This window comes from Corynebacterium aurimucosum (genome assembly GCF_046895345.1).
Taxonomy (GTDB): domain Bacteria; phylum Actinomycetota; class Actinomycetes; order Mycobacteriales; family Mycobacteriaceae; genus Corynebacterium; species Corynebacterium aurimucosum_G.
Genome location: NZ_CP160096.1, coordinates 707224 through 721450 on the forward strand (window position 1 = coordinate 707224; position 14227 = coordinate 721450).

13 protein-coding genes are annotated in these 14227 nt (G+C 60.3%); all 13 read left to right on the forward strand.

Features of this window, described 5'->3' with window-relative positions; genetic code table 11:
* Positions 1–7 precede the first annotated feature (7 nt).
* Positions 8–1210 carry a phosphotransferase gene (locus ABZS45_RS03485; RefSeq protein ID WP_412100652.1) on the forward strand — a complete coding sequence of 401 codons (1203 nt, stop codon included), beginning with the start codon at positions 8–10 and terminating at the stop codon, positions 1208–1210.
* The gene (locus tag ABZS45_RS03490; protein ID WP_412100653.1) at positions 1210–2565 is read left to right on the forward strand and encodes a replication-associated recombination protein A; all 1356 of its coding nucleotides are present in this window, start codon (positions 1210–1212) and stop codon (positions 2563–2565) included. The genes ABZS45_RS03485 and ABZS45_RS03490 overlap by 1 nt, the downstream gene beginning before the upstream one ends.
* A 67-nt stretch (positions 2566–2632) precedes the next feature.
* Positions 2633–5320, forward strand: a complete 2688-nt coding sequence (alaS, locus tag ABZS45_RS03495; RefSeq protein WP_412100654.1) for an alanine--tRNA ligase — start codon at positions 2633–2635, stop codon at positions 5318–5320.
* Positions 5321–5378: 58 nt separating this feature from the next.
* A complete protein-coding gene (gene ruvX, locus ABZS45_RS03500; RefSeq protein WP_070527428.1) occupies positions 5379–5927 on the forward strand; it encodes a Holliday junction resolvase RuvX in 549 nt (182 codons plus the stop codon).
* Between the two features lie 22 nt (positions 5928–5949).
* Positions 5950–7125 carry an endolytic transglycosylase MltG gene (gene mltG / locus ABZS45_RS03505; protein ID WP_412101129.1) on the forward strand — a complete coding sequence of 392 codons (1176 nt, stop codon included), beginning with the start codon at positions 5950–5952 and terminating at the stop codon, positions 7123–7125.
* Between the two features lie 4 nt (positions 7126–7129).
* Positions 7130–7936, forward strand: a complete 807-nt coding sequence (locus tag ABZS45_RS03510; RefSeq protein ID WP_412100655.1) for a shikimate dehydrogenase — start codon at positions 7130–7132, stop codon at positions 7934–7936.
* A gap of 59 nt (positions 7937–7995) precedes the next feature.
* The gene (locus tag ABZS45_RS03515) at positions 7996–8295 is read left to right on the forward strand and encodes a prepilin peptidase (RefSeq protein ID WP_412100656.1); all 300 of its coding nucleotides are present in this window, start codon (positions 7996–7998) and stop codon (positions 8293–8295) included.
* Between the two features lie 64 nt (positions 8296–8359).
* Positions 8360–9552 (forward strand): IS3 family transposase gene (locus ABZS45_RS03520; RefSeq protein ID WP_412100657.1). Its coding sequence is split into 2 segments (ribosomal slippage): positions 8360–8642 and positions 8642–9552, totalling 1194 coding nucleotides; the frame shifts between segments, so codons are not numbered across the junction.
* A gap of 193 nt (positions 9553–9745) precedes the next feature.
* Positions 9746–10957: a chorismate synthase gene (gene aroC, locus ABZS45_RS03525; RefSeq protein ID WP_412100658.1), complete on the forward strand. Its 1212-nt coding sequence runs from the start codon at positions 9746–9748 to the stop codon at positions 10955–10957.
* A complete protein-coding gene (locus ABZS45_RS03530; RefSeq protein WP_412100659.1) occupies positions 10954–11463 on the forward strand; it encodes a shikimate kinase in 510 nt (169 codons plus the stop codon). The genes aroC and ABZS45_RS03530 overlap by 4 nt, the downstream gene beginning before the upstream one ends.
* 75 nt (positions 11464–11538) lie before the next feature.
* Positions 11539–12609 carry a 3-dehydroquinate synthase gene (gene aroB, locus ABZS45_RS03535; protein ID WP_412100660.1) on the forward strand — a complete coding sequence of 357 codons (1071 nt, stop codon included), beginning with the start codon at positions 11539–11541 and terminating at the stop codon, positions 12607–12609.
* An 18-nt stretch (positions 12610–12627) separates the two neighbouring features.
* Entirely contained in the window at positions 12628–13053 is a 426-nt protein-coding gene (gene aroQ / locus ABZS45_RS03540) for a type II 3-dehydroquinate dehydratase (RefSeq protein ID WP_412100661.1), read from the forward strand.
* Between the two features lie 42 nt (positions 13054–13095).
* The gene (locus ABZS45_RS03545) at positions 13096–14187 is read left to right on the forward strand and encodes a M24 family metallopeptidase (RefSeq protein WP_412100662.1); all 1092 of its coding nucleotides are present in this window, start codon (positions 13096–13098) and stop codon (positions 14185–14187) included.
* Positions 14188–14227 lie beyond the last annotated feature (40 nt).

Genomic DNA, 14227 nt, shown 5'->3' on the forward strand with positions numbered 1-14227 from the left:
CGAGTCCATGGATAGTTCTGCGGCTGATGCCGTGGTGGCGGAAGCATCGCTGATGATTTCCCGCCGCTATGGCGGCGAGCCTGAGCTGAGTGACATTCAACAGCTCACCGGCTCGGGCAATGCTGTGGTGCTTCGTGCCCGCACGACACCAAGTGCCTTCTTTCCACATCGGTCGGTCGTCATCAAGTACAACCCGGTCACCGGACACACTATTGATGACGCTGCGCTTCTACGCGAAGTGGTGGCCTATCAATTCACCACAGCGCTGTCTGAAGAGGTCCGCCCAGGCCCAGTCCTGCTTGCGCACGATGTGGAAAAGCGCATCCTCGTGCTCACTGACGCGGGCGATGGCGACACCTTGGCGGATACCCTCGCCCACAGTAGCGATGAAGACCGCGTCGAGCTGCTCCGATCCCTGGGTAGCGCGCTGGGCAAGATGCACGCAGGAACCGCGGGGCGCGAGGAGGATTACGAGGCCCTGCTGAACCGTCAGCTGCGCCGGCATCCCGAATACGCTGAGCACCAGGCGCTGCGTGATGATTCGCTGAAGAGTTCCATCATGATCGGCGCTGACATTCTCAGTGAGGCCGGACTGGAACCGCCGGAACACGTTCGTGAATTGGCTCGCACCGCCATGCAGAGCTTTAGTTCTGGCCGCAACCGCGCCTTTACTCCCTTCGATCTGTCCCCAGACAACATCATCGTGGGGACAGCGTTAACCTTCCTGGATTATGAATGGGCTGGTTTCCGTAACGTTGGCTTTGACGTGGCCTGCGTTGTTGCTGGCTTCCCACAATTCCTATTCTCACGGCCGATTACTGATAGCGAAGCGGAAATCTTCATCCAAGCCTGGCAGCGCCGCATCGTCGATGTGTGGCCCCAGTTTGCTGATGAGAAGACGCTGCATGAATTGCTCGTGGCGTGCCTCATCGGCTGGGCCCTGTCGAGTGTGACCACCATGTATGCCGGCGGGATCGAAGGTGTTGTAGCTCTGGCGGAAGGCAACGCCGAAATTTATCGTGACCCCCATCGCTCGCTGCTGCGCCGCTCCGATCACGGCCCGTTCAGCGAGGATGAGCTCCTGATTCGGCGCGACCTTTATGAAACTTTCGAAGCGCTCTCACGCTTTGCCGCGCAGTGCAAGAACGATGGGTGCTCGACTGTTGCCGCTTTCGGCCACGCTGTGGCCTCCCGTCTCCGGGAGTCCTGATGGGACAGGAGTCACTCTTCGGCGATGACCAGTCAGCGCCCAGCCTGCCGGGTGGCCTCGATATGTTTGCAACTCATTCAGGCTCACCCCTTGCTGCGCGCATGCGGCCGCAGAGCCTCGATGAAGTGGTGGGGCAGAAGCACCTACTGGAGCCGGGGACTCCGTTGCGCCGGTTGGTGGAGGGCTCGGGGGAAGCCTCAGTCATCCTCTATGGCCCGCCGGGAACCGGAAAGACAACGCTAGCCTCCCTCATCGCTTCCTCCTTGGGGGATAACTTCATTGGGCTTTCTGCTCTGGACTCGGGTGTTAAGCAAGTCCGCGAAGTGATTACTCATGCGCGTCGCGAACTCATTGAAGGCCGCCGCACGGTGCTCTTCATTGATGAGGTACACCGCTTCTCCAAAACCCAGCAGGATGCGTTGCTGGCGGCCGTGGAGAACCGTACTGTCCTTCTCGTGGCCGCGACCACCGAGAATCCTTCGTTTTCTGTGGTAGCGCCGCTGCTTTCGCGTTCGCTGTTGCTGCACTTGGAGCCGCTTGACGATGCCTCCCTCCGCAGCCTCGCGGAGCGGGCGCTGAGGAGTGAGCGCGGTTTGGCGGGGCGAATCACTGCCACGGAAGACGCTTTGGAACAGCTGGTGCTGCTCGCCGGCGGCGATGCTCGGCGCACGCTGACCTATCTCGAAGCGGCTGCCGAAGCGGTGCCGGATGGCGGCGAGCTCACCGTCGACATTCTCAAAGACAACGTCAACCGCGCGGTCGTGCGCTATGACCGTGACGGGGACCAACACTATGACGTTGTCTCCGCCTTTATTAAGTCCATCCGCGGCTCCGACGTGGACGCCGCGTTGCACTACCTTGCCCGCATGATTGAGGCCGGCGAAGACCCGCGTTTCATCGCGCGCCGGCTCATCGTGCATGCCTCTGAGGACGTTGGGATGGCGGATCCCACCGCTTTGCCCACCGCCGTGGCCGCGGCGGAGGCTGCGGCCCTGATTGGCCTGCCAGAGGCGCGCATCCCGCTGGCGCAGGCCACGATCCACCTGGCCACGGCGCCGAAGTCGAATTCCGTTATTAATGCCATCAGCGCTGCTCAAGCCGATGTCCAGGCCGGTAAGAGTGGGCACGTCCCGTCGCACCTGCGCGACGGCCACTACGAGGGTGCCAAGCGCTTGGGAAACGCCGTCGGCTACCGATACCCGCATGATGATCCACGAGGTGTGCTAGCCCAGCAGTATTTACCGGAGACGCTGGCCGATGCCGAGTATTATCAGCCCACCGACCACGGCGCGGAAAAACGGGTGCGCGAGTACCTGGGAAGGTTGCGGGACATCATCCGGGGGCGGCGTCGCTAAGCAGAGCACTGGACGGGTAAAGTTGAGCGCTGACTAGAAATCATTCAACAGTGAAGGACTTTTGCTCGTGAAGACTCATGAGATCCGGGAACGCTTTACCCAGCACTTCGTCAAGGCCGGCCACGAGGCTGTGCCCAGCGCATCGCTGATCCTGGATGACCCGAACCTGCTCTTCGTCAACGCCGGCATGGTTCCCTTCAAGCCCTACTTCTTGGGCCAGCAGAACCCGCCTTTTGCTAACGGTACGGCGACCTCTATCCAGAAGTGCGTGCGCACTTTGGATATCGAGGAAGTGGGCATTACCACCCGCCACAACACCTTCTTCCAGATGGCAGGCAACTTCTCCTTTGGCCAGTACTTCAAGGAGGGGGCCATTACCCACGCTTGGAACCTGTTGACGAACTCGGTAGAGGATGGTGGCTTGGGGCTCGACCCCGAGCGTTTGTGGGTCACGGTCTACCTCGATGACGATGAAGCAGCCGATATCTGGCACAACAAGATTGGTGTTCCTCGCGAGCGCATCCAGCGCCTCGGCATGGAGGATAATTACTGGTCCATGGGGATTCCCGGGCCGTGTGGACCGTGCTCGGAGATTTACTATGACCGTGGCCCAGAGTACGGCCAGGATGGCGGCCCGATCGCGGATGATAACCGCTACATGGAGATCTGGAACCTCGTCTTCATGCAGAATGAGCGCGGCGAAGGCACTGGCAAGGGCAACTTTGAGATCGTGGGCGAGCTGCCCAAGAAGAACATCGATACGGGCATGGGCATCGAGCGCGTCGCCTGCATCCTGCAGGACGTGGACAATGTGTATGAGACGGACCTGCTGCGCCCGGTCATCGACGTAGCTGAAGAGCTCACCGGTGCGAAGTACGTTCCGGATGCGCCGAAGGAAGACCTGATCCGTTTCCGCGTGGTGGCGGACCACTCGCGCACCGGCATGATGCTCATCTTGGATGGCGTTACCCCTGGTAACGAGGGCCGCGGCTACATTCTGCGTCGCCTGCTTCGTCGCATCATTCGCTCCGCCAAGTTGTTGGGCGCGAAAGGCGAGACCATGGAGCGCTTCATGAACACCATCATGGACACCATGACGCCGTCCTACCCGGAGATCGCAGAAAACCGTGAGCGTATTCTGCGCGTTGCCGTGGCAGAGGAGAAGGCCTTCCTGAAGACGCTGGAGTCGGGCACCAAGCTTTTCGACGAAGCCGTGACCGAGCTGAAGAACACCTCCCGCGCAGCTACCCCGAAGGTCCTATCCGGTGAAAAGGCCTTCGAGCTGCACGATACCTATGGTTTCCCCATCGACTTGACCCTGGAAATGGCGCAGGAAGCCGGTTTGACCGTAGACATGGAAGGCTTCGACGCCGCCATGGGTGAGCAGCGCCGCCGCGCCAAGGCTGATAACCAAGCCAAGAAGCATGGTCATGCTGACTTGTCGCTCTACCGCGAGTGGGTGGATAACCACCCGACGCTGTTCACGGGTTATGAAACCTTGGAGTCGGACGCCAAGGTCATCGGTCTTGTGCGCGATGGCGAGAAGGTAACTGAGGTCGCGGCAGGAGACACCGTTGAGGTAATCCTGGACCAGTCGCCGCTCTACGCCGAAGCCGGTGGCCAGACCGCCGACCGCGGCCGCATTATCGCGGGCGAGACCCTGCTGGAGGTCAAGGATGTCCAGAAGATTGGCAAGAAGTTGTGGGTTCACAAGGCTACGGTGACTGCCGGCGGCCTTGAGCTGGGCAATGGCGTGACCGCCGCAGTTGACCAGAAGTGGCGCCACGGCGCCGTGCAGGCGCACTCCGCAACGCACCTTATCCACGCCGCGCTGCGCCAGGTGTTGGGCCCGACCGCAGTCCAGGCTGGTTCCTTGAACCGTCCGGGCTACCTGCGCTTTGATTTCAACTACACCGACCAGCTCACCCAGGAGCAGCTCGATGAGATCGCCTTGGTGACCAACCAGGCGGTGGACCAGCACTTCCCGGTCAATACCATCGAGACCTCCTTGGAGAAGGCCAAGGAGATGGGGGCGATGGCCCTCTTTGGTGAGAACTACGGTTCCGAGGTCCGCGTCGTGGAGATGGGCGGCCCCTTCTCCATCGAGCTCTGCGGTGGTACGCACGTGAAGAACACTGCAGAGATCGGCCCGGTGTCTGTCCTCGGCGAATCCTCCGTGGGTTCGGGAGCGCGCCGCATCGAGGCTTATTCGGGCCTGGATGCATTCCGCTACTACTCGAAGGAGACCGCCCTCGTCGAGGGTGTCTCCCGCGAGCTCAAGGTCCAGACTGAGGACCTGCCGGAGCGCATCGCGCAGCTGACAGACAAACTCAAGGCCGCTGAGAAGCAAATCGCCGAGCTTCACAAGGCCCAGCTCATGTCTCAGACCGCGGAGATGATTTCTACTGCGAAGACCGTCAACGATTTCACTCTCGTGGCTGTCAAGCTTCCTAAGGGTGTGAACGGCGGTGACCTGCGCACGCTGGCTTCTGATATCAAGAACCGCCTCGGCGATGTCGCTGCTGTGGTGGTCTTGGCGTCGGAGAATGAGGGCGGCAAGTTGCCATTCATCGTGGGCGCTACCAAGGCTGCCAACGAACGTGGTGTCAAGGCAGGTGACTTGGTTAAGGTGGTTTCCAGCTACGTTGACGGCAAGGGCGGCGGTAAGCCCGATATGGCTCAAGGCTCCGGCGCCAACGCCGAAGGTCTCCAACACGCCTTCGACGCCGTCCGCGATGAGCTCGAAGCCCACTAACGAACGCGCACTAGTTGGCGTGCAGTTGTAGCCGACTCGCAGAACCAGGAGGAGCACGATGGCCGTAGAGCCTGACAAACCAGGCGTCGACGATCCCGGCCCGGGGCGCCGTTTGGGCCTCGACGTCGGTACCGTCCGCATCGGCGTGGCGGTATCTGACCGAGACGCGCGCTTGGCCATGCCGGTCGAAACCGTCCGGCGTGAGACCGGGTTTAAGGACCGCGACAAGGGCGATATTGACCGTTTGCTCGACCTGATCCATGAGTATGACGCCGTCGAGGTGGCCGTTGGTTTGCCGCGTGATCTCAAAGGCAACGGCTCATCAAGTGTTAAACATGCCAAGGAAATCGCGTTTCGTATCCGCCGCCGCTTGGCAAAAGATGACAGGATGAAGGAACCTCCGCCCGTACGCATGGTGGATGAGCGCCTCACTACGGTGGTGGCAACCTCTGCTTTGCGGGCCTCTGGCGTGTCAGAGAAGCGTGGTCGCTCGGTCATTGACCAAGCTGCCGCGGTGGAAATTTTGCAGTCCTGGCTGGATGCGCGCCATTTCGCGTTGAACGGCCACAGCCCTTCAAACGTAGGAGACGAAGTACGTGAGCCGTAAACCTTCACGCATCGGACGCTCGATGGAACCTCAATATGTCAAGCGCCGTCAGCGCGGCATGGCCGTGCTCATCGCCAGCTTGGTCCTGATCATTGGCGGACTCGGCTACATCGGCTTCCGCCTGTTGGGAGGAGGCAGTACCTTGGACTACGAGGGGCAAGGCAACGGTGTCACACAGCTCGTTCAGGTCCCAGAAGGCTCGTCCATGGGTGAACTAGCACCCGAGCTGGCAGAAAAGAACGTGGTGAAGACATCCGAAGCTTTCTCCTCAGCGGCCAACTCGAACCCACGCGCAAGCCAAATCAAACCCGGCTTCTACCGTCTCCAGGAGGAGATGAGCGCGAAGGCCGCTGTCGAAGCGCTGCTCGATGAAGCCAATATGGTGGACCTCCTCGACGTCCAAGGCGGTGCCACGCTGCTCGACGTCAACGTGCTTGGCGGTGATGTTCGCTATGGCATTTACTCCTTGATTTCCCAGGTCTCGTGCAAGGAAGGCGGCTGCGTCTCCGCTGAAGAGCTCGAGAAGATTGCAGCCACCGTGGACCCAGCTGAGCTGGGCGCACCGGAGTGGGCTCTGGAAGAGGTTCGCGCGCGAGGCGAGGACCCGAAGCGCCTTGAGGGGCTGATTGCCCCGGGCCAGTACGTGCTGGATCCGAACATGGATGCCCAGGAGATTCTGACGGATCTGATCACCCGCTCGACGAAGAAGTACAACGACACCAACATCGTTGACCGAGCCCAAGCAATTGGTCTGAAGCCCTATGAGCTTCTGACTGCGGCTTCATTGGTGGAACGCGAGTCCCCGGCCGGTGAATTCGACAAGGTCGCCCGAGTAATCCTCAACCGCCTTTCTGAGCCGATGCGCCTCGAGCTGGACTCCACGGTCAACTATGGCCTCGAGGACGTGGAGCTGGCCACCACCGATGAGGACCGCCACCGCGAGACGCCATGGAATACCTACGCCAAGGACGGTCTGCCTGATTCGCCGATTGCCTCGCCTTCGGAGGAAGCTATCCAGGCCATGGAAAACCCTGCAGAAGGTAACTGGCTCTTCTTTGTCACCGTCGATGACAAGGGCACCACGGTGTTTACCGATAACTACGATGAGCACCTTGCCAACGTCGATGATGCGGTGCGCTCTGGCATCCTGGACAGCCAGCGCGAGGACGAAGGTGCGCCGCCAGCCGAGGAGCAGTAAACCAATGCCGCGCGCCGCAGTCGTGGGCAGTCCCATTGCCCACTCGCTCTCACCAGTCCTGCATAACGCAGGGTATGAGGCCCTGAGCCTGAAGGAGTGGGACTATACCAAGCATGAGGTGACGGACTTGCCAGCCTTCCTCGCCGAAGTAGGCGAGGAGTACTGTGGTTTCTCCGTCACCATGCCGCTTAAGTTCGACGCCCTCGCCTGTGCCAATATCGTCAGCGAGCGAGCTGAGCTCATTGGCTCCGCGAATACCTTGGTGCGCACCCCGGAAGGGTGGCGCGCGGATAACACGGATACCGAAGGCGTGCTGGGCGCGCTCGATGAGCTTCTGGGCTCGTCTCAGCCGTCTTCGGCGCTGCTCATCGGCGCCGGCGGAACCGCGCGGCCGGTCCTGTGGGGGCTGGCTCAATGCGGTGTGAAGGACGTTACCGTGTTGAATCGCTCCGACCGTTTAGCTGAACTGCGCCCGCTCGCTGACGCCCTCGGTCTCGCGCTCCATGCGGCAACCTTCGAGGATGATCTAGCAGGCCTTGCGAGAGCAGCAGATCTCCTTGTCTCCACCGTGCCCTCTGCTGCGTTGGAGGGATACCTGACGCAGCTGGCCAAGGCTCCGGTCTTTGACGTTATTTATGATCCGTGGCCGACTCCGCTCACTGTGCATGCGGCCGCTGATGGCTACCCGACCGTCGGCGGGCACATCATGCTGGCTAATCAGGCCTATTCGCAGTTTGAACAATTTACCGGGCATACTGCGCCGCGGGCAGAGATGCTGGCGGCGCTCAACAAGGCGTTCAAGCTGCCCTAAGAAATCCCTCGCAGCTTAGCGTGTGCGTCTTGTCCGCCCACGCGGTAGGCTGCGGGACCATGGGGGAACTGCTTTTCTTGGCGTGGGGGTGCGCTTTAATTATTTATGACCTGCGTTTCAAACGCCTGCCTAACTATCTGACTCTGCCGGCCGCCGCCTTATCGCTGTGCTGGTTCAGCCTGGCCGGGCTGCTGTGGCCGGGTATCTACGTGGTGGCGGCGTTGCTAAGCCGCGTCGGAAGCATCGGCGGGGGAGACCTCAAACTGGCGCTGCCGCTGGGAATGGTGACCGCACACGTGGCGGGCGTGCCGGGGGTTGCGTTGGCGATGATGGGGGCGTCGCTGAGCACGGGGACCTGACCCCTGTTTGGTAGACACCTGATATCCAGCCCTGTTGGGTTGGGAAGAAAGGTAATCTACCACCATGCCTAGGTACTCCGAACAGTTCAAACGTGATGCTGTGGCCCTCTACGAAAACAATGAGGACCTCTCACTTCACGCGGCTTCAGCAGAGCTTGGAGTCAATCGTTCCTCACTTTTCTCATGGCTCAAGCAGTACGGCACCGGCAAGCGTGCCCGCACGAAGACCATGCGTGACAAGGCGAAGGCGACGACTGATTCTGAACGGATCCGTCAGCTAGAAAAAGAAGTCTCTAAGCTTCGTGAAGAACGCGACATCCTGCGCAAGGCCGCGAAATATTTTGCCGAAGAGACACGCTGGTAATCCGCTTCCAGTTTGTCGATGACCACCGAACCGAATACTCGGTCAAGCGGATGTGCCACGTGTTAAAGCTCAATCGCTCCTCGTTCTACAAATGGGCCAACACCCGCGAAAAACGCAGGTTAAAGACGTGTTCCGATGCTCTTATTGGTGCACGAATCAAAACCATCTTCGATGATGAGCACGGGCTTTATGGTGCTAAACGCATCGCTGCAAGTCTCAACGACGATACGGACTTTCCTCCGATAAATCACAAGAAGGTCGCACGCATCATGAAATCCATGGGGCTGAAAGGCTTTACTAAACGCCGTCGATGCATCACCACCAGACGAAAGTTTGGCCACCGAGTCATGCCAGACTTAGTAGGCCGCAGATTCACAGCTGATAGGCCGAACCACGTCTACGTAGGCGATATCACCTACCTGCCGTGTAAGGGAGGCAAGAACATGTACCTGGCCACGGTCATCGACGTCTACTCGCGCAAACTTGTCGGCCATGCACTCGCCGATCACATGCGGGTATCGCTGGTTATCGAAGCTTTATCTCATGCAAGGAAAGTCCGCGGAAGCCTGAAAGGGGCAATTTTCCATTCTGATCACGGCAGTGTGTACACCTCACAAGCATTTAGGGACCACTGCACCCAGCTTGGTGTTCGCCAATCCATGGGAGCGGTGGGAACGAGTGCCGATAATGCCCTGGCAGAATCATTTAACGCCACCTTAAAGCGTGAAGTGCTTCGTGATCGGAAAGTCTTTGACAATCCCATCATCTGTCGCCAAGAAGTCTTCCGATGGTGCATGCGCTACAACACGCGCAGACGCCACTACTGGTGTAACCTTCTAGCCCCCGATACCTTCGAAGCACTCACATCAGCTACACTGGCCCAAGCAGCATAGCTAACCCCCGACGTGTCTACTTTCCGGGGGTCAGGCCCCGGTGCTCTGGGGCTGTATAACCAGGGACAGGACACCTGCGCATGGACCCGGGATGTTGATTGCCGCAGGACTTGTTGTGTTATTTAGCCCCGACATGGTGTGATAGTAGGCCTAGTGGCCCCGAAGGAACCCCCGGCGTGTGATAATGGTCCGCATGCTTCGTTGGACTACCGCAGGTGAATCTCACGGCCAGGCACTCGTTGCACTCATTGAGCACATGCCCGCCGGGGTTCCCGTTTCCCAAGACGATATTGCTCTCCAGCTCTCTCGCCGCCGCCTCGGCTACGGCCGCGGCGCCCGCATGAAGTTTGAGGCTGATGATCTCACCCTGCTCAGCGGCATCCGCCACGGCCTTACCCTGGGTAGCCCCATCGCTATCATGATTGGCAACACGGAGTGGCCAAAGTGGACAACCATCATGTCGCCTAAGGCCGTGGATCTTGAGGACCCAGACGTCGCTAAAGCCATGGCTTCCGGTCGCGGTGCCCCGCTGACTCGTCCACGCCCTGGGCACGCCGATTTCGCCGGCATGGTGAAGTTTGATCATGCAGAGGCCCGTCCCATTCTGGAGCGCTCCTCCGCGCGCGAGACCGCTGCTCGCGTGGCCGCGGCCACGGTCGCCCGCAACTTCCTCCGCGAAACCCTGGGAGTCGAGGTGCTGTCCCACGTCATTTCTATTGGAGCTTCCGCACCCTATGAAGGCCCGCATCCTAGTTTTGCGGACCTTGAGGCTATTGATGCTTCACCGGTTCGTGCCTGCGATAAGGCCGCAGAGGAATCGATGATCTCAGAAATCGAGACCGCCAAGAAGCAGGGCGATACCCTCGGCGGCATTGTAGAGGTCATCGTGGAGGGCCTGCCGATTGGTTTAGGCTCCCATACCTCGGGGGAGGACCGTCTCGACGCGCAGCTCGCCGCCGCCTTGATGGGTATTCAGGCGATCAAGGGCGTTGAAGTGGGCGACGGCTTCGCTGAGGCGCGCCGTCGCGGAAGCGAGGCCCACGATGAAATGGTGCGCACCGATGAGGGAGTGGACCGGGAGAGTAACCGGGCTGGTGGCCTGGAGGGCGGCATGACTAATGGCCAGACGCTGCGTTTGCGTGCGGCGATGAAGCCGATTTCTACCGTCCCGCGCGCCCTGAAGACCGTTGATATGGCCACGGGTGGGCCAGCCACTGCCATCCATCAGCGTTCTGATGTCTGTGCAGTTCCAGCGGCTGGCGTGGTGGCCGAAGCCATGGTCGCCCTCGTGCTAGCACGCGCAGTATTGGAGAAATTTGGTGGCGATAGCTTAGCCGAGACCAAGCGAAACATTGCTGCCTACCAGGATTACGTGGCTAGCCGCTTGGATTGGGGCGAGGCATGAATTCCCCGCACGTCGTTCTTGTAGGGCCTCCTGGCTCCGGAAAGACCACGATTGGCCGGCGCCTCTCCCGCGCGCTGAACTGCGAGGTTGTTGACTCTGATGCCCTCATCGAGGCCCGCTACGGCAAGGCTTGCGGCGAGGTTTTCTCTGAGCTGGGTGAACCAGCATTCCGTGAGGTCGAAGCCGAAGTGGTGCGCGAGGCACTCGCCACTACTGGTGTGGTGAGTCTAGGCGGCGGGGCAGTGCTGACCGAATCCACACGCGCGCTGCTCGATGGCCTGACTGTTGTATTCCTTGATATCACCCCCGAAGAAGGCGTAACCCGCACGCTGGGGGACAGTAACCGTCCCGTGCTGGAGTCTGCGGACCCGCTGGCGCACTACACCCAACTTTTGGAAACGCGCCGGCCCCTCTACAGCGAGGTCGCTGACTTAAAGGTGCGCACTGGTGTGCGCTCCCCGCAGCAGGTGGTGGGTGACATCTTGAGCTTCCTCGAAACCCTCTAGGAAGACGAAACTTCTTTACCCGCTTCATGACACCGCCTCACAAACCCTGCCACCCCAGCCGAAGGAGCACCACCCATGCACACCATTGCTGTTAATGGACCATCACCTTATGAGGTCACTCTTGGCACTGGCCTGAGTACCGCCATGATGGAGCGCGCCGCGGCGATTGGCGCGGCTAAGGTGGCAATCATCCATCAGCCGCCGCTCGCACAGGCTGCCAGTGACCTAGTTGAACAGGCTCGCATACAGGGGATTGAGGCCACCGCGGTTGCGGTCCCCGATGCCGAAGCCGCAAAGCAGCTCGACGTGCTCGCCCGCTTGTGGGATATCTTCGGAGAGGCAGGATTTAGTCGCCGCGACGCCGTCATTGGCCTAGGCGGCGGTGCGGTAACAGACCTGGCTGGGTTTGCTGCGGCGACGTGGATGCGCGGTATCCCGGTGATTCAGGCGCCGACGACGTTGCTAGCCATGGTGGATGCCGCCGTGGGCGGCAAAACCGGCATCAACACAGCCGCGGGAAAGAACCTGGTTGGGGCTTTCCATGAGCCGGACTCAGTCTTTGTTGATCTGGATCATTTGCGCACGCTGCCGACTGAAGAAATCGTCGCCGGTTCTGCAGAAATTATCAAGACTGGCTTCATCCATGACCCGCAGATCATTGAGCACTACCTGAAGGATCCCGCCACATGCCTTGAGCCCGACGGCCTGCTGCCGGAGCTCATCGAGCGTTCTATTGCGGTCAAGGCACACGTGGTGGGTCAGGACTTAAAGGAATCCGGGCTGCGCGAGACCCTCAATTACGGCCACACCTTTGGCCACGCCGTGGAGCGTCGGGAGAACTATTCGTGGCGACACGGCCGCGCTGTAGCGGTGGGCATGATGTTCATTGCCCACCTATCCCACGCGCGCGGGCTTATCGATGCCAACCTCGTGGCCACGCACCGCGACATCTTGACCAGGATTGGGCTGCCGACCACTTATGAGCAGGGCCATTTCGAGGAGCTGCTGGATGCAATGCGCCATGACAAGAAGAACCGCGGCGGCCACATCCGCTTTGTAGCGCTCACCGGGATCGGGGAAACCACGCGCTTGGAAGACGCCACCGATGAGGAGCTGCGCGCAGCCTACGCGCAGCTGACCGCATAGGAATTCAAGGAGTTTGCGATGACCATTCTCGTCCTCAACGGCCCGAATCTGAACCGCTTGGGCAAACGCCAGCCAGAAATCTATGGCAGCGAAACTTTGGAGGATATAGAGACTCGCCTCCGCGCGGCGGCAGGGGAGGAAGAGATCGTCTTCTTCCAGTCCAACCACGAGGGCGAGCTCATCGAGCAGGTGCATCGCGCCGCCGACGAAGGCTGGCCTGTCATCATCAACCCGGGCGGTTTTACCCATACCTCGGTGGCACTGCGTGATGCCCTGGCGGAGGTAGCCGATGGCCCCGGATTCGTCGAAGTGCACCTATCCAATGTGCATGCGCGGGAAGCATTTCGGCAGCACTCTTACCTGAGCCCTATCGCTCGCGGTGTTATCGCGGGCCTTGGCTCTTATGGCTATGTCGCGGCACTGGGGTACTTCCTGGCAGATTAGCTATCATGGAGTATCGCTTGAATTGATTGGAGTGGTTCTCTCATGGCATTAGCCGATACACGTTATGGCAATCGCCGCCGCAAGCTCATGACTGAGCTGACTGGTCAGCGCATTGACGCCATTATCGTTACCCACCTGACGCACGTTCGTTACTTGACCGGCTTTTCGGGATCGAATGGTGGACTGCTGTTGCGCAAGGACCTCTCCGCGCTCATGGCAACGGACGGTCGCTACACCACGCAGATCGCGGAAGAAGTTCCGGACATCGAAGCCAGCCTCGGCCGCGATGTCGGCCCCCACTTGCTGGGGCAGGTTTCTCAAGATCTGCGGGTGGGCTATGAAGCCGACTACGTCACTGTCGCACAACTGGAGCGTCTGGAGAAGGCAAAGCCGGAAGGCGTGACTCTGGTACCGGTCACCGGCGTGATTGAGAAGATCCGCCTGGTCAAGGACCACGTTGAGCTCCAGAAGCTCGAAGAGATCGCGGCCTTAGCCAACCAGGCACTCACCGATCTCGTGGAGGCTGGGGAGGTCGCCGCTGGGCGCACGGAACGCCAAGTCGCTGCCGATTTGGAGTACCGCATGCGTATGCTCGGCTCGGAGCGCGTGAGCTTCGACACTATCGTGGCTTCCGGTGAAAATTCCGCTAAGCCCCATCACGGTGCGGATGACCGCGAGTTGCGCGAGGGGGATTTGGTTACGATCGACTTCGGTGCCCACCTGCGCGGCTTTAACTCCGACTGCACACGCACCTTCGCTATCGGTGAGGTCACTGACTTCGCCCGTGAAATCTACGACATTGTCCTGCGCGCCCAGGAAGCGGGTGTGAAGGCGGCGGTGCCAGGTGCCAAGCTTGTCGACGTCGACGCGGCCTGCCGTGACCTCATCACTGAGGCTGGCTATGGTGAGTACTTCGTTCACTCGACTGGACACGGAATCGGCCTCGACGTGCACGAAGGGCCCTCCGCTGCGAAAGCCGGCAAGGGCGAGCTCGCCGAAGGGATGACGCTGACCATTGAGCCGGGTATCTACGTTCCTGGTAAGGGCGGTGTGCGCATCGAGGACAGCCTGTTTATCACCTCAGGGGCACCAAAGATCATCACGGCCTATCCGAAGGAACTTCAGGTGCTGTAGCCAGCACCCCTTCGTACCGTGCAGCAGCCGCGTACGGTAT